22 protein-coding genes are annotated in these 22142 nt (G+C 59.8%); 13 read left to right on the top strand and 9 right to left on the bottom strand.

What is annotated here, in order from left to right:
• The first annotated feature begins 165 nt into the window (after positions 1 to 165).
• A complete protein-coding gene (locus C1X29_RS13295) occupies positions 166 to 645 on the top strand; it encodes a YMGG-like glycine zipper-containing protein (protein WP_011331978.1) in 480 nt (159 codons plus the stop codon).
• A gap of 65 nt (positions 646 to 710) precedes the next feature.
• Here C1X29_RS13295 and C1X29_RS13290 read toward each other — a convergent pair whose 3' ends face one another.
• From C1X29_RS13290 to C1X29_RS13275, 4 genes are all read right to left on the bottom strand, one after another.
• Positions 711 to 1142 (bottom strand): thioesterase family protein, encoded by a 432-nt coding sequence (locus tag C1X29_RS13290; protein ID WP_102687506.1) that lies wholly within the window; start codon positions 1140 to 1142, stop codon positions 711 to 713.
• Between the two features lie 31 nt (positions 1143 to 1173).
• Positions 1174 to 2397 (bottom strand): 3-hydroxyacyl-CoA dehydrogenase, encoded by a 1224-nt coding sequence (locus C1X29_RS13285; RefSeq protein WP_102717634.1) that lies wholly within the window; start codon positions 2395 to 2397, stop codon positions 1174 to 1176.
• A 109-nt stretch (positions 2398 to 2506) separates the two neighbouring features.
• Positions 2507 to 4435, bottom strand: a complete 1929-nt coding sequence (locus C1X29_RS13280) for an ATP-dependent DNA helicase RecQ (RefSeq protein ID WP_102717633.1) — start codon at positions 4433 to 4435, stop codon at positions 2507 to 2509.
• A 152-nt stretch (positions 4436 to 4587) separates the two neighbouring features.
• Positions 4588 to 5091, bottom strand: coding sequence for a hypothetical protein (locus tag C1X29_RS13275; RefSeq protein ID WP_007952668.1), 504 nt, complete (start codon positions 5089 to 5091; stop codon positions 4588 to 4590).
• Positions 5092 to 5395: 304 nt separating this feature from the next.
• On the opposite strand from C1X29_RS13275, the gene C1X29_RS13270 reads away from it, so the two are divergent.
• The 5 genes from C1X29_RS13270 (at position 5396) to C1X29_RS13250 (ending at position 8423) form a co-directional block, all read left to right on the top strand.
• The gene (locus C1X29_RS13270; RefSeq protein ID WP_173940188.1) at positions 5396 to 5677 is read left to right on the top strand and encodes a hypothetical protein; all 282 of its coding nucleotides are present in this window, start codon (positions 5396 to 5398) and stop codon (positions 5675 to 5677) included.
• Between the two features lie 102 nt (positions 5678 to 5779).
• Positions 5780 to 6907, top strand: coding sequence for a hypothetical protein (locus C1X29_RS13265; protein WP_102717632.1), 1128 nt, complete (start codon positions 5780 to 5782; stop codon positions 6905 to 6907).
• Between the two features lie 343 nt (positions 6908 to 7250).
• Entirely contained in the window at positions 7251 to 7550 is a 300-nt protein-coding gene (locus C1X29_RS13260) for a hypothetical protein (protein WP_007952679.1), read from the top strand.
• A gap of 157 nt (positions 7551 to 7707) precedes the next feature.
• Positions 7708 to 8151: a hypothetical protein gene (locus C1X29_RS13255; RefSeq protein WP_085611243.1), complete on the top strand. Its 444-nt coding sequence runs from the start codon at positions 7708 to 7710 to the stop codon at positions 8149 to 8151.
• The gene (locus C1X29_RS13250; RefSeq protein ID WP_102717631.1) at positions 8151 to 8423 is read left to right on the top strand and encodes a type II toxin-antitoxin system RelE/ParE family toxin; all 273 of its coding nucleotides are present in this window, start codon (positions 8151 to 8153) and stop codon (positions 8421 to 8423) included. Before C1X29_RS13255 ends, C1X29_RS13250 begins: the two co-directional genes overlap by 1 nt.
• 174 nt (positions 8424 to 8597) lie before the next feature.
• Here C1X29_RS13250 and C1X29_RS13245 read toward each other — a convergent pair whose 3' ends face one another.
• Positions 8598 to 10139 carry a phosphoenolpyruvate carboxykinase gene (locus C1X29_RS13245; RefSeq protein WP_007952682.1) on the bottom strand — a complete coding sequence of 514 codons (1542 nt, stop codon included), beginning with the start codon at positions 10137 to 10139 and terminating at the stop codon, positions 8598 to 8600.
• 181 nt (positions 10140 to 10320) lie between these two features.
• Positions 10321 to 11223: an Hsp33 family molecular chaperone HslO gene (gene hslO, locus C1X29_RS13240; RefSeq protein WP_011331968.1), complete on the bottom strand. Its 903-nt coding sequence runs from the start codon at positions 11221 to 11223 to the stop codon at positions 10321 to 10323.
• A 104-nt stretch (positions 11224 to 11327) separates the two neighbouring features.
• On the opposite strand from hslO, the gene C1X29_RS13235 reads away from it, so the two are divergent.
• Positions 11328 to 12128, top strand: coding sequence for a phosphatase PAP2 family protein (locus C1X29_RS13235; protein WP_102717630.1), 801 nt, complete (start codon positions 11328 to 11330; stop codon positions 12126 to 12128).
• Between the two features lie 66 nt (positions 12129 to 12194).
• Here the strand turns inward: C1X29_RS13235 and C1X29_RS13230 are convergent, their stop codons facing one another.
• Positions 12195 to 12602: an RNA-binding S4 domain-containing protein gene (locus C1X29_RS13230; RefSeq protein ID WP_007952687.1), complete on the bottom strand. Its 408-nt coding sequence runs from the start codon at positions 12600 to 12602 to the stop codon at positions 12195 to 12197.
• 116 nt (positions 12603 to 12718) lie between these two features.
• Here C1X29_RS13230 and C1X29_RS13225 point away from each other — a divergent pair, with 116 nt between their 5' ends.
• Genes C1X29_RS13225 through rimK form a run of 3 tightly spaced genes read left to right on the top strand, consistent with a single transcriptional unit; the run spans position 12719 to position 14897 of the window.
• Positions 12719 to 13498, top strand: a complete 780-nt coding sequence (locus tag C1X29_RS13225; RefSeq protein ID WP_007952688.1) for an EAL domain-containing protein — start codon at positions 12719 to 12721, stop codon at positions 13496 to 13498.
• Between the two features lie 50 nt (positions 13499 to 13548).
• Positions 13549 to 13995 (top strand): ATP-dependent zinc protease, encoded by a 447-nt coding sequence (locus C1X29_RS13220; RefSeq protein ID WP_170844915.1) that lies wholly within the window; start codon positions 13549 to 13551, stop codon positions 13993 to 13995.
• Positions 13992 to 14897, top strand: coding sequence for a 30S ribosomal protein S6--L-glutamate ligase (gene rimK, locus C1X29_RS13215; protein WP_007949201.1), 906 nt, complete (start codon positions 13992 to 13994; stop codon positions 14895 to 14897). Before C1X29_RS13220 ends, rimK begins: the two co-directional genes overlap by 4 nt.
• Before the next feature lie 35 nt (positions 14898 to 14932).
• Here the strand turns inward: rimK and C1X29_RS13210 are convergent, their stop codons facing one another.
• Together C1X29_RS13210 and ompR are read right to left on the bottom strand one after the other, a co-directional pair.
• Complete coding sequence (locus C1X29_RS13210) at positions 14933 to 16246, bottom strand: ATP-binding protein (RefSeq protein ID WP_007952691.1); 1314 nt, start codon at positions 16244 to 16246, stop codon at positions 14933 to 14935.
• Positions 16247 to 16360: 114 nt separating this feature from the next.
• The gene (ompR, locus tag C1X29_RS13205) at positions 16361 to 17101 is read right to left on the bottom strand and encodes a two-component system response regulator OmpR (RefSeq protein ID WP_007952694.1); all 741 of its coding nucleotides are present in this window, start codon (positions 17099 to 17101) and stop codon (positions 16361 to 16363) included.
• A gap of 360 nt (positions 17102 to 17461) precedes the next feature.
• On the opposite strand from ompR, the gene C1X29_RS13200 reads away from it, so the two are divergent.
• From C1X29_RS13200 to gshA, 3 genes are all read left to right on the top strand, one after another.
• The gene (locus tag C1X29_RS13200; protein ID WP_085746341.1) at positions 17462 to 19786 is read left to right on the top strand and encodes a Tex family protein; all 2325 of its coding nucleotides are present in this window, start codon (positions 17462 to 17464) and stop codon (positions 19784 to 19786) included.
• Positions 19786 to 20169, top strand: coding sequence for a PaaI family thioesterase (locus C1X29_RS13195; RefSeq protein WP_102687497.1), 384 nt, complete (start codon positions 19786 to 19788; stop codon positions 20167 to 20169). The genes C1X29_RS13200 and C1X29_RS13195 overlap by 1 nt, the downstream gene beginning before the upstream one ends.
• 214 nt (positions 20170 to 20383) lie before the next feature.
• The gene (gene gshA / locus C1X29_RS13190; RefSeq protein WP_102717629.1) at positions 20384 to 21967 is read left to right on the top strand and encodes a glutamate--cysteine ligase; all 1584 of its coding nucleotides are present in this window, start codon (positions 20384 to 20386) and stop codon (positions 21965 to 21967) included.
• Positions 21968 to 22142 lie beyond the last annotated feature (175 nt).

Below are 22142 nucleotides of genomic sequence, written 5' to 3'. Positions count from 1 at the left end.
AGCGGCCTGTCCGAAGTAGCTAAAGACCGGCGAAAATCGGTTAAGTTCCGCCCAAAAATCAGCAACTTGCAGAATTGTATACAGGTCGTGCTATTCGTCGGATTTTGATTGTCACGCCCATTCCAGAGCCTCAGGATCGCGCCGTCATCCCTTTGAGGCTCCTCTATGAAGTTCTCCTCGATTCTCTTGTTGTCCCTTGGCCTGGTCAGTGGCTTCGCTTCTGCCGGAGGCACCACCGAAGCAGGTGTGGGCGGCGCATTGGGCGGGGTTCTTGGCTCGGTCGTCGGTCAATCGCTAGGCGGCAGTACAGGTTCAACCATTGGCGCAGCCTTGGGCGGCGCGGGTGGTAGTGCGGTGGGCGCCGACAAGCGCAGCCGTGGCGAAGCAGCCATCGGCGGTGCGCTGGGCGCAGCCGGCGGCAACGTGGTCGGCCGCAGCATGGGCGGCACCACCGGCAGCCTGATCGGCGCAGCAGCCGGCGGCGGCGCGGGTGGCGCGCTGGGCAACTACATGGGCAACAAGAGCGATGACGATGATCGTCATTACGATCGTCGCCATGATGATCGTCGCTACTACCGTGACCGTCACCCAGGTCGTGGCCATGCCTATGGCCATCGCAAGCACCACCGCTACTATCGCGACTGAGGCCTGGCCTCGTTAGCTGATACCCCCAGATCGCAGCTCCCCCGGGCTGCGATTTTTTTTGTCCGTCACACCGTCAGGCGTTCCAGCGCTTCGCGCAATCGGGCCGGAATCGACACCGGCTGATTGGACGCCCGGTCGACGAATACATGCACGAAACGTCCGGCGGCACAGGCTTCCACCTCTCCTTCCTTGAACACCGCCAGTTCGTATTGCACCGAACTGTTGCCCAGCTTGCCGACCCGCAGACCAATCTCGATTCGATCCGGAAAAGCGATCGACGCGAAGTAGTCGCAGGACGAACTCACCACAAATCCCACCACCTCGCCGTCATGGATATCCAGCCCTCCGACCTGAATCAGGTACGTGTTCACCGCCGTGTCGAAGAAGCTGTAATAGGTGACGTTGTTGACGTGGCCGTAGGCGTCGTTGTCATGCCAGCGCGTGGTGATCGGCTGGAAGTGCGGGTAATCGCTGCGTTGCGGCATAGGGTTGGACATCAGTGTCGATTCCTGGAGTGATCTGCCCAGTCTAAAGGTAAAAACCTTTGCCTCGCGCCGCCAGCTCGCCGATCAATGGCGCCGGACGCCAGTGATCGCCCTGCCGGGTCTCCAGCGCCAGCAATCGCTTGTGAATGTCGGCCAGACCCTGATCATCCGCCCAGGCCATCGGCCCGCCCCGCTCCGCCGGGAAGCCGTAGCCATTCAGATAAACCTGATCGATGTCATGCGCCGACTCGGCAATCCCTTCCTGCAGGATCTTCGCGCCCTCATTGACCAACGCCAGCAGGCACCGCTCAAGGATCTCCTCCGAGCCGATATCCCGCCGATGAAATCCCAAGCCTTCGCTGACGCTCAACACCAGCGCATCGACCTCAGGATCATGCTCGGCCTGACGACTGCCCGGCTCGTAGTGGTAATAACCGTTGCCGGACTTCTGACCGAAGCGACCCTGTTCGCACAAGCGGTTATCCACCTGAACCTCGGGCGCGTCCTGCCCCTTGCCGGCGAGCTCGCGGGCACGCCACTCGAGATCGATGCCGACCACGTCGTACATGCGAAACGGCCCCATGGCGAAACCGAAACTCTGCAACGCCGCATCGACCTGATGCGGATACGCCCCTTCGAGCAACATCTTGCGCGCTTCGAGCACATACGGATGGAGCATGCGGTTGCCGATAAAACCGTGGCAGTTACCCGACACCACACTGACCTTGCCCATGCGCTTGCCCAGCTCAAGCGCAGCCTCAAGCACAGCCGGTGATGTCTGCGCGCCACGGACTATTTCCAGCAACTTCATGATGTGCGCCGGGCTGAAGAAATGCAGGCCCAGCACTTGGGTCGGACGCCGTGTCGCGGCGGCAATGGCGTCGATGTCCAGCGCCGAGGTATTGCTCGCCAGCAGCGCTTCGGGCTTCAGCACGCCATCGAGCTCGCGGAAGATCTTCTGCTTGAGCTCAAGATTCTCGTACACCGCTTCGATCACCAGGTCGACATTGCGGATCGCCACATAGTCTGGCGCCGCACTGATACGGGCAATCCGCGCATCGGCCTCGGCCTGGTCGATCCGTCCCTGTCGCACGTTGTGCGCGTAGGTATCGGCCACGGTGGCCAGCGCCTGCTCGAGCATCTGTGGATTGTTATCGACCCACTGCACCGACACGCCGGCGTTGGCCAGGCACATGACGATGCCGCGGCCCATGGTGCCGGCGCCGATCACGGCGGCCTGCTGAATAGCGAAGGATGTCTGGCTCATGTTGTTCTCTTGTTGGCGATCCGAAGACAGCCATCACCATAGTCAGCCACCGGGCATTTTTGAAGTTCATTGCCGTGATGATCGACATTCACCAGATGGATTCGAGACCTCACAGATGCGCCTGAGCCCAGGCCCGAACCTCCGCGTAGGGATATTCTTCCAGCGCCGCAAACCCGGAAATGGCCCGGGCCTTTAGCTTGGTAAACAACGGTACGCTGATTCCGCACAGGAACCGGGTCAACCGCTCCGCCGACGGAGCGCTGCCAGCGTGCTGCTGGTGCCTGTGGATAAAATCGCCACACAACGTCGCAAAATTTTTATCCACAAGCGTCGGCAATTCCGGAGGTGCTGGCAGCCGCGCGACTTGCCCGTGACACACCGAGCAATGTCCGCACTGCTGCGGTGCATTGTGATCGCCAAAATATTCGGCCAGCCGATATCCGAGGCATCGCTCGGTGGCGAACAGCTCGAGCATGGCGTGAATCCGCGCCACTTCGGTTTGCTCATGGCGGGTGAAATAGTCATGCAGTTCAGCGCTCAGCGCCTGGCTGTCGAAATCGCCGCGCAGGACGTTGTAGACCTCGGTCATTTGCTTGCTCTCAAGCTCGACCCAGCCCTTTTCCTGAAAGTAATCCAGCGCCTTCACCACCCGGTTGCGCTCGGCTGAATACTGCTCGTACATCGCCTCGAAATTCACCGTGGCCCAGGTGCGCGCGCGGCTTGAGGTCTGGATGATCGCGGCGACGAAATCCTTTCGCTCGCCCTCGAAACGCTCAAGCAACGCCTCGGGCTCCAGCAAGTATTTGAAACGGTATTCGGCGTAGTACGCGTAGCGCGGGGCAATCAGTCCTCGCAGCTCAAGCTGCACCAGCAACGTCTTCAGAGGCAACGAACGAATGTTGCTCTGGTCCGCCAGCGGCCCGAGCAGAAATTCCCATTGGCCTTCGGGCGCGGCGGCCTGCAACTCGTCGAGCACATGACGAATGCCGTCCTGTTCCGGCGTGTCGCCATACACGAAGTTTTCCAGCACGTTGAGGCTGTCGCGGTTGGCCAGCACCAGGCAGTCGGACGGCTGCCCGTCACGTCCGGCGCGACCGATTTCCTGGCTGTAGTTTTCGATGGATTTGGGCAGGTCGAAATGCACCACGTTGCGGATGTCGCTCTTGTCGATGCCCATGCCGAAGGCGATGGTGGCGACGATGCAATTGGACTGCCCGCCCATGAAGCGCTTCTGGATCCCGTCCCGTTGCTCATGGGGCAAACCGGCGTGATAAGCCTCGGCCTGAATGCCATTGCGCTCAAGATGTTCGGCAATCTGCTCGGCGGTTTTCTGCAGCGTGACGTAGACGATGCTCGGCTGCCCCGCGCGCTCGCTCATCCACTCCACCAGCCGTCGGCGCTTGTCCTGCCCACGCACCGGCTCGACCAGCAGATTGAGGTTGGGTCGATAGAAACCGGTGGTCACCACATCTTCTGCCGCGATGGCGAATTTCGCCTGCATGTCGGCGATCACTTTCGGCGTTGCCGTGGCAGTCAGCAGCAGGGTTTGCGGGATGTTGAACTGGCGCTGGTAGTCCGGCAGTTTGAGGTAGTCGGGGCGGAAGTTGTGGCCCCATTCGGAAATGCAGTGCGCCTCATCCACCACCAGCAGCGAGATCGGCACCTGCTGCAAAAAATTGCGAAAGCGCTCGTTCTTCAAGCGCTCCACGGAAATCATCAGGATCTTCAGTTCGCCGGAACGGGCACGTGCCATCACATCATTGGCATCTTCGCGGCTCTGCGCCGAATCGATGCTGCCTGCCGAAATCCCGTGTCGTCGCAAAAACTCGAGCTGATCCTGCATCAGCGCCAGCAGCGGCGAGACCACCAGCGTCAGGTGTGGCAACAAGAGCGCCGGCACCTGGTAACAAAGGGACTTGCCGGAGCCGGTGGGAAATATCGCGGCGGCCGAACGCCCGGCGAGAACGGCGCTGATCGCAGTCTCCTGGCCGGGTCGAAACTGTGGATAACCGAAAACCTGTTCCAGGGTGTTGTGCATTCGCTGTCACTCCGTTGACCGCTGTGATGCCAACAGCCTAGCGGGCGATCGCAGCGCGTCGAGAAAAGGTCGGGGTCAAATCGATACGGGATGATACCCGACGACCTCCAGCCTTTGGCCAACGTCGTGACGGCGGGACTGTGACGGCGGGACTACGGCTGCAACACCGCCACTCGCAATTGCTCGTTCAATAGTTGCTCGTGCACGCCCTGGCTTTTGCTGGCCCACAGTGCATGGGCCGGGCTGATATCACCAGTGAATGCCGCCGCCAACTGACGCAGGTCGGCGACACTGCGCACCCGAGGACAGAACGCTTGCTCGTCGCAGTTCTGGCTGGCGTTGCGATAGGTGGTGAGCAAACGATCCCATAGGCCGTCACGCACCTGGCGGATCGACTTGAGCTGCACATGCGGCACGCCCAGACGTTGTTTCAGCCCGGACTCATCCAGGCCTTCGCTGGCCAGCAGTGCCTTGCCGAACATCAGCACTTCGGCGCGGGACGCCGTGTCGATGCTGGCCTGGGTCGTGAGTGCGTCCGGCCATTCGGTGCGCTCCACTTGCGTGAGCACCAGCCCATTGCCCGCCTCGGAGGCCAACGCCAAACGACAACCACTGGCCCATAGCAAAACGATCGAGGCCATTCTTAGCCACTGCATACCCAATTCCCTTTAAGTCTGTGTCGGACGTCTGGAAACGCCCCACGGATTCTGGCGCGCACCATACAGATGTTTAACGGGAATCGCCCGACAAACACGTAGGAAATTTCGCCCATCAGGGTTTGGCTGTGAAAAAGCCGCAAAAACGCGTAGGGCAAATGCCCGAACCCCGGAAAAACCCCTACGAATTCTGTCCATTGTGGCTGTCTTGTCCCACTCGACGGCTCCCTTCTATAGTGGCCGGCGCGACTGAAAACACTGTGTCGGCCCGCCGAAGCGACTTCGTAAAGGACACACCTCAATCATGAACATGTTCACACCGCTGAATACTCGTTTTCGCCCTCTCAAGACCTGCGGCGGCGACAACCCGGTCATGGTCATCGACACCGCAGCAGCACCGGGTGATTTGCTCAATGCCGCCGATCAACGCCTGCGTGCCGCCAGCGATCTGCTGGAAACTCTTTACTGTTTGTGTTTCAAACAGGCCGACGTGAAAGATATCCCCAACATCGTCAATGCGCTTTATTTGTTGACGCAGGACGGCTGTGACTTGTTGGAAGTTGCCAGACAACGAATAAATAGTTAAAGCCAGCTGACCAACTTACAAAGCTCGCAACAACCCATCACTTCCATTACAACAAAGATCGGAACTAGCCTGTTTGCTCTTACATCAACCAAGAGCAACAACATGACTACGCTGACTATTTTCTTTTGCGGTACAGGTTCGACGAAGTTTGATGACACCCACGAAAACTATTGGGACGGTGAATTGGTTTCCACACTTGCCTCTCATCACGTTGGCCGCGAGTTCGCCGAATGGATCGTGGTCGATGGCCCCGGCACCAGCAACCTGCAAGCTGATGAACTGTTCACAAAATCCAAGGACTACGGCCTCAGCGGGACCTTGTTCGGCAAAGGTTGGGAAGAAAACGTCCTGCACGCGATGAACATCATCAAAGGCAAGTGCGACTGGCAGCGCGAAAAACTGACAGAGGCGGAATACAACCGCCTAAAAGCCGCCGGCATTCCGATTGAAGATGTAAAAGTCGAAGGTTCCTGGCTGTGGCGCAAATATAACTATGGCGATCGCAGCGTCACGCAACAGAAGTTACAGGAACAGATTATTAAAACTTTTCGCAAGGACGGTGTTATTCCAACAAAAGTCAATCTGGTGGGCTGGAGCCGCGGCGGTATCAGTTGCCATATGCTGGCCAATGCCATGTTCAACGACAGTGCACTGAAAAACATTCCAGTGAATATCTTTGCCATCGACCCGGTACCAGGTATTGGCAACTTTCAGGACCAACGGGTAAAGCTCAACAGCAACGTAAAAGAATATGTGGGTTTCTATGCGCGGGATGAGCGCTCCAAGGGCTTCAGTTGCGTCATCCCGCAAACCGCGACCGGCACCAAGACCAGCATCTTCCCCATGCCCGGCCGTCACGCCACCCTGGTCGGCAACGCCTCCGCCGACGGCAACAGTGGCCCAAAAGTGCTGGCCGAACCCGGCCTCATCGTCCGCCACTTTGCCGAGGTCTGCCTGAAACGCTGGGGCACCGTACTCGACAAAAACCTCAACCTCACCGACGCCGACCTTCGCAACCACACCGCCGCCATCGTCAACGCGGCAGCGAAATACAAGGCCATGGAAAAGTGTTCCTACACCTGGTTCACCGAGCTGGATCAGGGCGAACGGTACGTTTCGCTGGGGAGCAAAGGCGTTCCGTTTTCCACGGTGAAAGGCACGATCTACAGCCCGGCGACCGGGCTGACCACGAGTGTGCTGGATGTTGAGGGGTATCGGGCGATTCGTTGAAAACCGTGATTGAACTGTAGGAACAGCCTGCCGGAATCTGCATCCCGTTCCTACACGCAGCGACGCCTTGTCTTCTATCGGCGCTTGTTAGCCCAAATCTATAGTTGTGAGTGTCGCTGCCCAATCAGCGATTCAGGTTTGGTCACCTGAAAAACAGAGATAACTGATACATGCCCTTGTATGCTGCCGAGCTCTTTCTGTCGGCACGTTTTATGGCGGGCTGTGTTTGGGACGCTTCGGCGTACCGGGTTATCTCTGCCGGTTTGACCAACTTGAACACAGTCCGCCTCCACCGCTTGGTCACGGTAGCAGCGGTTCATCGATGCCTGCAGAGATAGAAAAAATGAAATCATGGAACGAGCTCCACTCCGATCGCTACCGCCCACTCGACTCCAACCTCACCGACACCAAGCCCCTGGTCATCGACACCGAGGCCAACCCGCAAGACATCCTCGAATGCGCCGTCCAGCGCCTGCGCGCCTCAAGCGACCTGCTGCAAACCCTCTACTGCCTCTGCTTCAAACACGCCGACGTAGAAGACATCCCGCACATCACCCACGCGCTCTACCTTCTCACCAAAGACGGCTATGACCTGCTCCAGGTCGCCCAGCAACGAATGCTCAACTGGAAAGCGCCGGCCTGACGAACTCCTCGGCAGGCGTGTTCACAGCTAGAACTGCCTGCCCCTATCTCGAACACTGACGCCGACATCTCCGGCGCGAAACTTAAGGATCAGAATTTTGCAAACTATTATTGATTGCGTACGATGGGAGCCATTGTTCAACCAAGGGCTTGCCTTCATGACCACTGAAACCATTGATCACAGCACTCTCACGCGGCTGTTTGAGAACGGCTCGATCAGTAGCGCACATATCGTCGCCAAACCGGGTGGCTGGTCGATTCAGATTCAGCAAGGAAGCAAAGAATATTCACTGACCGCACAGCGCAGTGGTCAGGTGCGGCTGTTCAAACGGTTCGAAACACTGGTGACCTACCTGCAAGGGGTGGGCATCAATCACTTCGATGTGGACGCCTCCAGTTATGACCCTCTTCAGATAAAAACCTATGCCCGCCCTGATCGCGCCGAAGCGATGAAACAAGCTCATGAAGCAGCTGCGTATGAGGAATGGGTCAAGCAACAGGTACAAATCAGTATTGATGACCCAAGACCCAGCGTCAGCGATGAAGACGCTCGGAGGATATTTGCCGCCAAGCGGGATGCCCTGCGTCAGCGAGTACGTTGATGAGGTTGGTCTGGCGCCAAGAGGCGCTGGATGACCGAGACAACATCATGGAGCGTATCGGCCAGGAAAATCCCGCTGCAGCGATTGAACTTGATGAGGCCTTCGAACTGAAAGGAGAAAGCGCTCGGCACCACCCAGCCCTGTACCGAAAAGGTATCGCGGGAGGTACCCGCGAAATCGTCGTCACTCCAAACTACGGCATCATCTACACAGTCAAAGTTGATGTTGTGGAAGTGCTACGAGTGCTGCATACCAGACGGCAATGGCCATGATGGCTGGAGAGAAAATGCTCAGGGGATTCGCGGCTCCTTAAGTAGCATTATTCTGGCTCTTTAACACGGATTGTGCGGGAATAATGGCAGTTGATCTGACAATGAGATCCAACCCGTCACCCACAAAAAAGCCGCCCTCAAGAGGCGGCTTTTTCATTCGCTACAAACCCAACCTTACAACTTAGGCCCGGCAGCCTTGATCGCGTCGCTCACTTCGAACTTCTTGAAGTTCTCGATGAACAGACCGGCCAGTGCTTTGGCAGCTTCGTCGTACGCAGCCTTGTCAGCCCAGGTGTTGCGTGGGTTGAGCAGGTTGGTTTCGACGCCCGGTACGGCCAGTGGCACGTCCAGGTTGATGGTGTCCAGGTGTTCGGTGGCTGCACCGATCAGCGCGCCGCTCTGGATCGCTGCGATCACCGCACGGGTGGTCGGGATGTTGAAGCGTTTGCCGACGCCGTAGCCACCGCCGGTCCAGCCGGTGTTGACCAGGTAGACCTTGGAGCCGAAGCCGCGGATGCGTTTGATCAGCAGTTCAGCGTATTCGCCGGCCGGACGCGGGAAGAACGGTGCGCCGAAGCAGGTGGAGAAGGTCGACTTGATGCCGCTGCCCGAACCCATTTCAGTCGAGCCCACCAGTGCGGTGTAGCCGGACAGGAAGTGGTAGGCCGCTTGTTCTTCGTTGAGGATCGACACTGGCGGCAGGACGCCGGTCAGGTCGCAGGTCAGGAAGATCACAGCGTTTGGCTCGCCGCCCAGGTTCTTCTCGGAACGCTTGGCAACGTGCTCCAGCGGGTAGGCCGCGCGGCTGTTCTGGGTCAGGCTGACATCGGCGTAGTCGGCGTGCTTGGCATCGTCGATCACGACGTTTTCCAGCACCGCGCCGTGCTTGATGGCTTTCCAGATGACCGGCTCGTTCTTCTCGGACAAGTCGATGCACTTGGCGTAGCAGCCGCCTTCGATGTTGAAGACAACGCCTTCGCCCCAGCCGTGTTCGTCGTCACCGATCAGGTAACGGCTTTCGTCGGCGGACAGGGTGGTCTTGCCGGTGCCCGACAGACCGAAGAACAGGGTCACGTCGCCTTCTTCGCCGATGTTGGCAGCGCAGTGCATTGGCAGCACGTCAGCGGCCGGCAGCAGGAAGTTCTGCACGGAGAACATGGCTTTCTTCATTTCACCGGCGTAACGCATGCCGGCGATCAGCACTTTCTTCTGGGCGAAGTTGATGATCACGCAACCGTCGGAGTTGGTGCCGTCACGCTCAGGCACGCACTCGAAGTTGGCGACGTTCAGCACTTGCCACTCTTCGCGACCGGCCGGGTTGTACTGAGCCGGGTTGATGAACAGGCAACGACCGAACAGGTTCTGCCAGGCAGTCTGGGTGGTCATCTTCACGGCCAGGTAGTGATCTTCGGCCGCGCCTACATGCACGTGGGAAACGAAATGCTCTTGCGCGTTGTTGAATGCTTCAACACGAGCCCACAGCGCGTCGAACTTGTCGGCCGGGAACTTGCGGTTGATCGGGCCCCAGGCAATGGCGGCCTGGGTGGAAGGCTCTTCAACGATGAAACGGTCGACTGGCGAACGGCCGGTGCGGTGACCGGTGCGAACAACCAGAGCGCCGGTATCGGCAAGCTCGCCTTCACCGCGGTTCAGGGCTTCTTTTACCAGATCATCAACACTCAGATCGGTGTACACGGCGTTATTGGCTTGCGTCATGAGGTTCCCCGTCGGCCAGTGGCCGAGTGTGCTCCAAACGTTTTGTAGTAGAAAGTCGTGCACTACTACCGCGAAAAAAGTGGGCCGGATTATGCCAGAAAAGCCCAAAAAGAGTAGGGCCCTCCCGTCGTAACGGCGTAATTCCGTCGTTGAGCAGTGAATTTACCTGCGCTGAACCGTTTTAGTGCCGGGTATCTGACGGCGTCTCGACGCCCGCTCCAGCGAACAATTGAGCGATATCTGCCGCATCGAACAGGTAGCGCTGGTTACAGAACTGACAATCGATCTCGACTTGGCCACCTTGCTCGGCCACCAGCGCCTGCGCATCTTCCAGACCCAGGCTGACCAGTGCATTGCCCGAACGCTCGCGTGAGCAGCTGCAGTGGAAGCGCAGTTTCTGCACATCGAACAGACGAACCTGCTCTTCATGGTAGAGGCGATGCAGAACCGTTTCGTTGTCCAGGCTCAACAGTTCATCAGCGGTCAGGGTGTTGCCCAGCGCGGTGATGTGCTGCCAGCTGGCGGCGCGTTCTTCTTCGTCTTTCAGGCGATCGGCCGGCAGTTGCTGCAGCAGCAGACCACGGGCACGACGGCCATCGGCGCACAGTTTGAAGCGAGTGCCGACCTGCTGGGACATGACGAAATAGTTGGTGAAGCAGTCGGACAGGGTTTCGCCGTCGAGGTCGACAATGCCCTGATAACGCTGGCCGGCGATCGGGTCGACGGTCAAGGCCAGGACACCGTTCGGCATTAGATCACCGAGGGTCGCGTCGGCAGGAATCTGCTCGGCGTGATAGCGCGCCAGGCCGCGGATTTCGCGCTCGCTGGAGCATTCGATCATCAGCAGCGGAATCGGGCCTTCGGAACGGGCCTGAAGAATCAGCAGGCCATCGAATTTCAGGGTGCCCACCAGCAACGAGGCGGCAGCCATCAGTTCGCCCAGCAATTGCGCAACCGGCTCCGGGTACGGGTGCTTGGCGAGCACTTCGGCATAGCTGCGCTCCAGCGACACCAGTTCGCCGCGCGTGTCGCTGTCATCGAAGATGAAGCGTTGGGTGTAATCGGTATCGAGGAAATCGGTCATAGGTCTGGGTATCTGAATGTGATGACAAAATGGTTACAAAGAATGAAAATCCCGCGCTTCTGGCATCCTTTTTGATGCCGATGTTCAGCCACGGGAGGCATTTTATGAACAATCCGGGTTTGTTCCAATCAAGGTGGAACCTCGGCCGGCTGGTTCTGTGCAACGTTGTGCCATTGGCACTACTGGCTTTCTGGTTATGGCCTACGGGTCAGATGCTGTGTGTGATTTTCGACGAGTGGCTGTTCCGCACACTCAATGCACCGCTGGCCAGCAACCCCATATGGCTCCACATCTGGGCAATTGCAAGTCTGCGACCGTTCGACATCGTCGTCGGCCTGATTCTGCTGATGCTGCTGATCAAGGGTGACTGGGTGTTCAGAGCGATTGACGTGCGTCGCGCCTTTTTCGGATTTTTTTCGATCCTGCTGCTGATGGTGGTGATCCGCGCGCTGTTTTCCAAGTTCGCCGATCACATGGGCTGGCAGCACAGCAGCCCGTCGATGGTGCTCGAAGGTGCCGTGCATATCAGCGACTACTTTCCGCATCTGGAGAAGACCTGGGAGCTGAAAGATCGCTCGAGCCAGAGCTTCCCCGGTGACCACGCCTCGGTGCTGCTGATCTGGGCGCTGTTCATGGGCGTGTTCAGCCGTACGGCTGGTCAGTTTCTGGTGATCTGGGGCCTGGCGCTGCTGTTCATGCTGCCGCGCCTGGTCGCCGGCGCACATTGGGGCCAGGACGATTACATCGGCGGCATGTTGCTGGCGGTGTGGGCACTGGGCTGGGGTTACTACACGCCGTTTGCTTATCACGCGGCGAATTTCTGGGTGAAGGTCACGGCGCCGGTTTTCCGGCTGCTAGGCAAACTGCCGGTGGTTTCGCGAATGAGTGTGGTGTCCGCGCAGTAATCAACGGTTACTGAAAAAAACGCAGCCGCCGGCGGGTCTTGAACCCAGGCCGGCAGGCTGCGTTTTTTATTCGCCGCTACTGTTCCCACGAAATTTAAACAGATCCCGGCGCTGCTTCTTGCTCGGTTTGCCGTCGGTGGTCACGCCCAAGGCGCCCGCCTTGCGCATCGCCGCAGCCGCTTCACGTTTGGCAATACTCGCCTCGGTCTCGGCATACAGCGTCTGCGCCTCAGGTGCACCACGACGCACGATCGACAGGGCCTGAACCACAACGGTCTTCTCGTCGAAGCCCGTGCGGATCTCGAACTCATCGCCAATGCGTGGCTCTTTGCCAGGCTTGCAGCGCTCTCCCCGACAATGCACCTTGCCGCTCTCGATGGCAGCCTTGGCCAAAGCGCGAGTCTTGAAAAAACGCGCGGCCCACAGCCACTTGTCGAGACGGACCTTGTCGTCCTCTTCCTGTTTTTGCGCCATATGAATTCCTCGTTCAGCCAGTAGTCGGAACTGTACTACCGATTCTGTTGGGCGCAAGAATCCGGCCCTCCAGATAAACTGTGATCTTCGCCGGTTCAACGGCATGGAGTGATCGAGTGACCAAATTTCCGTCTTCATTGACCTCGCCCAAATCCGGGTGCCTGGGCTGCCAGCAAAGCGAGCCGCTGGGCTTCGATTTTTCGTTCGCTTATCAGCCCATCGTGGATCTGCGTGACGAGTCGGTGTACGCCTACGAGGCACTGGTTCGTGGTGCGGCTGGTGAAGGCGCTTTAACCGTGTTGGATCAGGTTACAGAAGATAACCGCTACCGTTTCGACCAGCTCTGCCGGACTCGCGCCATCGAAGGCGCAGCCGAGCTTAATATGCAGACACACTTGTCGATCAACTTCATGCCCAACGCCGTCTATCGTCCAGAGTTATGCATTCGCAGCACCCTGGAGGCTGCCAGAAAACACAATTTCCCGATCGACCGGCTGATTTTCGAAACACTGGAAAGCGAGCACGTAGATAACTATCGCCATTTGACCAATATTCTGCGTGAATACCGCGAATTCGGCTTCAAGACGGCCATCGACGATTTCGGTGCCGGCTATTCGGGGCTCAATCTGCTGGCCGATTTCCAACCGGACCTGATCAAGCTCGATATGGCGCTGATCCGCGATATCGACCGTGACCGTGTTCGTCAGGCTATCGTTCGGGGGATTGTCACAATCTGTGCGGAGTTGGACGTTACAGTCATCGCCGAAGGCATAGAGAGTGCGGGTGAACGGGATTTCCTGGCGGACTGCGGAATATTTCTGATGCAGGGTTACTGGTTCGCCAGACCCGCATTCAAAGCGTTAGCCCAGGTGTCCCCTGAAGCGTGGACGCGTTAATCGTTGGTTTTTTTCCATTGAAGACATTTGACCATTTGACCGTTATCGGTCTGCGCGAGTGGGTGGCGCTTCCGGATCTGGGAGTCGCCGGCCTTCGGGCAAAAATCGACACCGGCGCCAGCACCTCCAGCCTGCATGCCACCGACATCGAGCCGTTCGAACGTGACGGCGAGAAGTGGGTGCGCTTCACCGCGCACCTGGGCACCGTCGTGCAGTTACGCCATCGGCGATGCGAAGCGCCGCTGGTGGCACGCAAGACTATCAAGAGTTCGAACGGTCAGGCCCAGGTGCGCTACGTGATCAGCACCACCCTGGCCTTGGGTGACCGGGTCTGGCCAATCGAGTTCACCCTCGCCTGCCGCAAGTCCATGCGCTATCGCCTGTTGCTCGGTTCCAAAGCCCTGATCGACGGCCAGCTGGTGGTCAATCCGGGCATCAAATATGTACAAGACAAGCCGGTGTTCCCGGTATCTACCTCCTCCACAGGTGTTGCATGAAGATCGCTGTGCTGTCGCGGAACCCGCGTCTGTATTCCACCCGCCGTCTGGTCGAAGCCGGAACCGAACGCGGGCATGAAATGGTGGTGATCGACACCTTGCGCGCCTATATGAACATTGCCAGCCACAAGCCGCAGATCCACTACCGTGGCAAACCGCTGGAGGGTTTCGACGCAGTGATCCCGCGGATCGGTGCGTCGGTGACGTTTTATGGCTGTGCGGTGTTGCGCCAGTTTGAAATGATGGGGGTGTTCCCGCTCAACGAATCGGTGGCCATCGCCCGCTCGCGGGACAAGCTGCGCTCGCTGCAATTGCTGTCGCGCCGGGGCATCGGTTTGCCGGTGACCGGGTTCGCCCACTCGCCGGACGACATTCCCGACCTGATCGACATGGTCAACGGTGCGCCGCTGGTGATCAAAGTGCTGGAAGGCACCCAGGGCATCGGCGTGGTGTTGTGTGAAACCGCCACGGCGGCGGAGTCGGTGATCGAGGCGTTCATGGGCCTGAAGCAGAACATCATGGTGCAGGAATACATCAAGGAGGCCGGCGGCGCCGACATCCGCTGCTTCGTGGTCGGCGACAAGGTGATCGCGGCGATGAAGCGTCAGGCCAAGCCCGGCGAGTTCCGCTCCAACCTGCACCGGGGCGGCAGCGCCAGCCTGATCAAGATCACCCCGGAAGAACGCATGACCGCGCTGCGTGCGGCCAAGGTCATGGGCCTGGCGGTGGCGGGTGTGGATATCCTGCGCTCGAACCACGGGCCGCTGGTGATGGAAGTGAACTCGTCACCGGGGCTGGAAGGGATCGAAACCACCACGGGCAAGAACGTGGCGGGGATCATCATCGAGCATCTCGAGAAGAATGGCGGGCCGAACATGACCCGCACAAAAGGCAAGGGTTGACCCTTGAATCAGGCGGCCGCAAGGCCACCTGAAACTTAAACCGCGTCTCGCGGCAGCATCAATCCCAGCGGCAACCGGACCCGTGCTTCCAGCCCGCCACCGGAGCGGTTGCGCAGTTCGACATTGCCGCCGTGCATCGACGCAATCCGCTTGACGATCGCCAAGCCCAGCCCGGTGCCCTTCCCGCCCCGGGCACGATCGCCACGGGTGAACGGGTTGAAGATCGCCTCAAGTTCGGAAGGATCAATCCCCGCCCCACGGTCCATCACGCTCAGCACCACATACGGCGCACTGGTGTCACCGGACACATAGGCCGCGACGTCCACGCTGCCGCCGGCATGATTCAACGCGTTGCCGATCAGGTTGTTCAGCAAGCGCTTCATCGACACCCGACGCAGCGGGAACGGCTGAATCGGTTCCAGGCGCAGGCGCACTTTCTCTTCGGTCTGGTTATAGGGCGCCGCCACTTCACGCACCAGATCGCTGAGATCCACCTCCTCCACCGACTCGTCCCGACCATCACGAATGAAGGCGAGGAACTGGTCGAGGATCGCGTCCATGTCTTCGATGTCGCGCACCATGTCGTCGGTCAGGTCGGTGCGATCGCCCATCAACTCCAGTGACAGCCGCAAACGGGTCAGCGGCGTCCGCAGGTCATGGGATACCCCCGCCAGCATCAGCTCACGCTCGCGACCGGCCTGCTCGACGTCTTCGGCCATCTGGTTGAAGGCGCGATAAACCTCGGCCATTTCGCTGGGGGTGTCGCTGATAGGCAGGCGCACACTGCGGCCCTGGCCGAGTTGCCGGGCAGCGTAGACCAGACGCTTCAGTGGCTGGTTGAGCTGGCTGACAAAAATCCACGCAGACGCCGTGGACAGCAGGCCGATCGCCAGGAACCAGCCGAGCACGTTCCAGATTTTCTGGCCACGCAACGGGTGTGGATACAGCGGGACTTTCAGCCAGCCATCCCCCAGGCTCGGCGCGCGAACCCACAAGGCCGGCGGCGAGTGCATGCGCAAGCGCACTTCGGTGTCGGCACCCAGTTCCGCCTGCATCTGCCGCTGGTAGATTTCGCTGTACGGCCAGTGCTGTTCGCCTTCCGGCACACCGGCACCGACCACGCGGATCAGGGTCGCGGCATCGGCGATTTTCGCGCGGTTCTCTTCGTCGGCGGCCCAGTAGGCACGCAACGTCAGGGCGACGCCGTGACTGTATTGGCGATCCACCAGCACGTCCTCGTTCATCAACAGATAAACCAGGGTCAATGCCTTGGAAAACAATACGACGATGAGCACCAGCCACAGGGTGCGGGAGAAAAAACTTTGGGGGAACCAGACGGGGGTTTTCATGGATAACCGCTACACACTTGCAGGAGCGAGCAATGCTCGCATATTGCGGATTGCGGGTCTGCGCTGACGGCGTTTCCGACCGTTTCCCGCAGACCCGCTCCTACAAATCACCCATCACTTGGTGGAGTTGCCATCCGGCACGAACACGTAGCCGACACCCCAGACGGTCTGGATGTAGCGCGGCTTGGACGGATCGGGTTCGATCATCCGGCGCAGACGGGAAATCTGCACGTCGATGGAACGCTCAAGGGCATCCCACTCACGGCCACGGGCCAGGTTCATCAGCTTGTCGCGGGTCAGCGGCTGACGAGCGTTCATCACCAGGGCCTTGAGTACCGCAAACTCACCGGTGGTGAGCATGTGCACTTCGTCGCCGCGCTTGAGTTCGCGGGTAGCCAGGGACAGCACGTAATCGCCGAACGTGACGTTTTCTTCTTCACTGCCCGGCGCGCCCGGCACCGGCGCGGCCTGACGGCGCAGCACGGCTTTGACGCGAGCCATCAGCTCGTCCGGGTTGAAGGGCTTGGCCAGGTAATCGTCGGCGCCCAGTTCCAGGCCCTTGATACGGCTCAGTTCGTCGCCCTTGGCGGTAAGCATGATGATCGGAATCTGATTGTTCGCGCCCCGCAGGCGGCGGCAAGCGGTCAGGCCGTCTTCGCCCGGCAGCATCAGGTCGAGGACGACCAGGTTGAACACTTCACGCGACAGCAGACGATCCATCTGCTCGGTATTCGGTACGGCGCGGGCACGGTAGCCCTTGCTGACGAAAAAGCGTTCCAGCAGGCTGCTCAGCCCCGGATCGTCGTCAACGATGAGAATTTTTTCGCCTTCAGCAGTTTGTGCAGTGCTGCTCATTGGATGCTCCTTTTAGCTCGGCGCGCATTATGGCGTAGCTGCCGTTATACGCACCGTGTGCATTGTTAGCAGATTTTTCCTTCACTGCCAGAAAACCGGGGCTTGTGCCTACAGACTGCGTCGCCCCCGAATGACAGAACGCTGGTTATAATGCGCGGCCTTTTGTGTCAGGCAACGTCTGAATCGTTACCGCAGGTGGCCGTCCCTTATTTTCATGGGCGCCGCAGTAATTGTTCGATTTCACGGGTCAATGGGATGCCTTTTGACCCAGGCAGCGGCCAGCATCAAGCCGCCCCACCAGACTCCGGGCCTTTATTTACGCGCCTGCGAGCCTGCTTTCACAATTTGTCAGGTGGTTTTATGGACAGCATCAACAGCCGCATCGCCGAGGAACTCGGCGTACGCCCACAACAGGTCGAAGCGGCCGTCGCGCTACTCGATGAAGGCTCTACCGTTCCCTTCATCGCCCGTTACCGGAAAGAAGTGACCGGCAGCCTCGATGACACCCAACTGCGTCATCTGGAAGAGCGTCTGCGCTACCTGCGAGAACTCGACGAACGGCGCATCAGCATTCTTTCCAGCATTCAGGAGCAGGGCAAACTCACCCCTGAGCTGGAGCGCGAAATCAAACTCGCCGACACCAAGACCCGCCTCGAAGACTTGTACCTGCCGTACAAGCAGAAGCGCCGCACCAAGGGCCAGATCGCCCTGGAAGCCGGCCTCGGCGAACTGGCCGACGGCCTGTTCAACGACCCGTCGCTGACCCCGGAAACCGAAGCCGCGCGCTTCGTCGACGCCGAAAAAGGCGTGGCCGATGCCAAGGCTGCACTGGAAGGCGCCAAGTACATCCTCATGGAGCGCTTCGCCGAAGACGCCAACTTGCTGGAAAAACTGCGCACCTACCTGAAGCAGGAAGCCACCCTCAGTGCCCGCGTGATCGCCGGCAAGGAAGAGGAAGGCGCGAAATTCCGCGATTACTTCGAACACGACGAACCGCTGAAAAGCATGCCGTCGCACCGCGCGCTGGCGATTTTCCGTGGCCGCAACGAAGGCATTCTCAGCTCCGCGCTGAAAGTCGGCGAAGAACTGCCGGGCACCCTGCACCCGTGCGAAGGCATGATCGGCCAGCACGTCGGCATCCAGAACCAGAACCGTCCGGCCGACAAATGGCTGGGTGAAGTGGTGCGCTGGACCTGGAAGGTCAAGCTCTACACCCACCTGGAAACCGACCTGCTCGGCGAGCTGCGCGACGGTGCCGAAACCGAAGCGATCAATGTGTTCGCCCACAACCTGCACGACCTGCTGCTGGCCGCCCCGGCCGGCCCGCGCGCCACCTTGGGCCTCGACCCGGGCCTGCGTACCGGTTGCAAGGTTGCGGTGGTCGACTCCACCGGCAAGCTGCTGGATCACGCCACGGTTTACCCGCACGTGCCGCACAACAAATGGGATCAGACCATCGCCATCCTGGCCGCCCTGTGCGCCAAGCACTCGGTCGATCTGATCGCCATCGGCAACGGCACCGCCAGCCGTGAAACCGACAAACTGGCGATCGAACTGATCAAAAAATACCCAGCGATGAAAATGACCAAAGTCATGGTCTCCGAAGCCGGCGCATCGGTGTATTCGGCATCGGAACTGGCAGCCAAGGAATTCCCGGATCTGGACGTGTCGATCCGTGGCGCGGTATCGATCGCCCGTCGTCTGCAGGATCCGCTGGCCGAACTGGTGAAAATCGATCCGAAATCCATCGGTGTCGGCCAGTACCAGCACGACGTGTCGCAGCTGAAACTGGCGCGCGGCCTGGACGCCGTGGTCGAGGACTGCGTGAACGCCGTGGGCGTGGACGTAAACACTGCCTCCGTGGCGCTGCTGGCGCGGATCTCCGGCCTCAACGCGACCCTGGCGCAAAACATCGTGGCCCACCGTGACGAACACGGCGCGTTCAAGACCCGCGCGGCCTTGAAGAAAGTCGCGCGTCTGGGCGAGAAAACCTTCGAACAGGCCGCCGGCTTCCTGCGTGTGATGAACGGCGACAACCCGCTGGATTCCTCGGCCGTTCACCCGGAAGCCTATCCGCTGGTACAACGCATCGCCGCTGAAACCGACCGCGACATTCGCTCGCTGATCGGTGACGCGGCGTTCCTCAAGCGTCTGGATCCGAAGAAATTCACCGACGAGACTTTCGGTCTGCCAACCGTCACCGACATTCTGCAGGAACTGGAAAAACCGGGCCGCGACCCGCGTCCGGAGTTCAAGACTGCCGAGTTCCAGGAAGGCGTCGAGGACCTGAAGGACCTGCAACTGGGGATGATCCTCGAAGGCGTGGTGACCAACGTGACCGCGTTCGGTGCGTTCGTCGACATCGGCGTGCATCAGGACGGTCTGGTGCACATTTCGGCGCTGTCGGAGAAGTTCATCAAGGATCCGCGCGAAGCGGTGAAGGCCGGTGACGTGGTGAAAGTGAAGGTCATGGAAGTCGACATCCCGCGCAAGCGCGTCGGCCTGTCGATGCGCATGAGCGACACCCCGGGCGAGAAGATCGATGGTGCCCGTGGCTCGCGTCCGGGCTCGGCGCCACGCCAGTCGCAGGGTTCGGCGCCACGCAAGGAAAGCACCCCGGCGGCTCCGGTGAATAACGCGATGGCGTCGCTGTTTGCCAACGCCAAGCAGTTGAAGAAACGCTGATGGATATGCCAGCCGGGCTCGTCGAGAGCGCGTTTTTCAAGCTGTTGGGCTGCCGCCTGCACAGCCTGGAAACCGGGGTGGCGCAAGTCGCCCTGGCGCTGGAACCCGAACTGCGCAATCGCGGCGGCAAGCTGCACGGCGGCGCGCTGTTCAGTCTGGTCGACATCGCCATGGGGCTGGCCTGTTCCAGCACCCACGGCTTCGACCAGCAGAGCGCGACCATCGAGTGCAAGATCAACTACATCCGCGCCGTCTCCGAGGGCGAGGTGATGTGTACGGCGCGGGTGATCCACCCGGGCCGGCGCACGCTGGTGGTCGAAGCCGACGTGATGCAGGGCGACAAACTGGTCGCAAAAGCGCAAGGCACGTTCGCTGTCCTGTAGATGTTGTTCATCATTTTGAGTTAATTTCGGCGCTGTGATCGCAGCGTCGGAGTTTTCCTCGCCCGCGTCTGCCAGATTCAGGGACTGAAGTTGGCGTTTCCAATGGGGCTTTCATGGCCCGAAAACCAGGCGAAAACGCCAGTTTCAACTTCACCCTTGTAGACCGTCCTGCCCACCCCCATATTGGGGCGACTGACGCGTGAAGGAATCCAAATTGAGCGAACTTCTCAACCGCCGCCTGGCTCTGCTCGGCGAGCGCGCTAACCTCTCTCTGCTTGAGCAGTGCCTTCACGGTATCGAACGTGAATGCCTGCGCGTGAACGGCGAAGGCCGCCTGGCCCAAACGCCGCACCCTGAAGCCCTGGGTTCCGCGCTGACCAACGAACAGATCACGACCGACTATTCCGAGTCGCTGCTGGAGTTCATCACGCCTGCCCTGCCAGACCCGGCCGATACCCTGGCGAGCCTGGACAAGATTCATCGCTTCGCCTACAGCAAGCTCGGCAACGAGTACCTGTGGAGTCCATCGATGCCGTGCCCGTTGCCGGCCGAGGAAGATATCCCGATCGCCTATTACGGCACCTCCAACATCGGTCAGCTCAAGTACGTCTACCGCAAGGGCCTGGCCCTGCGTTACGGCAAGACCATGCAGTGCATCGCCGGGATTCACTACAACTTCTCCCTGCCGGAAAAACTCTGGCCGTTGCTCAAGGAAGCCGAAGGCTTCATCGGCACCGACCGGGATTTCCAGTCGTCGTCTTACATCGCGCTGATCCGTAACTTCCGCCGCTACAGCTGGCTGCTGATGTACCTGTTCGGTGCTTCGCCGGCGCTGGACGCGGGTTTCCTGCGCGGTCGTGCGCACCAGCTGGAACAGCTGGATCCGGACACCCTGTACCTGCCCTACGCCACCAGCCTGCGCATGAGCGACCTCGGTTACCAGAGCAACGCCCAGGCCGGTCTGACCCCTTGCTACAACGACCTGGCGAGCTACACCGACAGCCTGCGCAAAGCGGTGGCCACGCCGTACGCGCCGTACGTCGAAGTCGGCACGCACCAGGATGGCGAGTGGGTGCAACTGAACACCAACATCCTGCAGATCGAAAACGAGTACTACTCCAACATCCGCCCGAAACGCGTGACCTACACCGGCGAGCGGCCGATCCAGGCCTTGATGGCCCGTGGCATTCAGTACGTCGAAGTACGCTGCCTGGACATCAACCCGTTCCTGCCGATGGGCATCGACCTCACCGAGTCGCGCTTCCTCGACGCGTTCCTGCTGTACTGCACGCTGAACGAAAGCCCGCTGCTGACCAACAACTCCTGCGGCAACGCCACCTCCAACTTCCTCAGCGTGGTCAAGGAAGGTCGCCGTCCGGGCCTGCAATTGCAGCGCGACGGCCAACCGGTGGAGCTGAAGGAATGGGCCGCCGAACTGCTGGAAAAAATCGCTCCGCTGGCGGCGCTGCTGGATCAAAGCCACGGCGGCGATGCCCACAGCAAGGCGCTCGATGCGCAACTGGCCAAGGTCAAGGATTCGTCCCTGACGCCTTCGGCTCAGGTGCTGGCGGCGATGGCCACGCACAAGGAAAGCTTCGCGCAATTCTCCCTGCGCCAGAGCCAGGCCCACGCCGAGTTCTTCCGCAGCGAACCGTTGGCGGCTGAGGAACAGGCGAAGTTTGAAGAACTGGCGCGTTCGTCGCTGGCGCAACAGGCTGACCTTGAGCAGAACGAGGTGGGCGATTTCGACGTGTTTGTCGGGTCGTATCAGGCGAGTATTTTGGCGATCAGCAACTGATTGATCGGCGTTGGATCGCAGCCCCCTCACCCTAGCCCTCTCCCGGTGGGAGAGGGGACTGACCGCAGTGTTTATCAGAGCTACGCCGACTTGAAATACCGAGCCGAACTCCGATTGTGAAAAGCCCTCGATCGGCTCCCTTTCCCCCTCGCCCCCTTGGGGGAGAGGGCTGGGG

Source organism: Pseudomonas sp. GW456-12-10-14-LB2, from assembly GCF_002884345.1.
Lineage (GTDB): Bacteria > Pseudomonadota > Gammaproteobacteria > Pseudomonadales > Pseudomonadaceae > Aquipseudomonas > Aquipseudomonas paraglycinae.
Note: the sequence above shows the minus strand (reverse complement) of the source record. Positions and strands in the feature narration are given on the sequence as shown.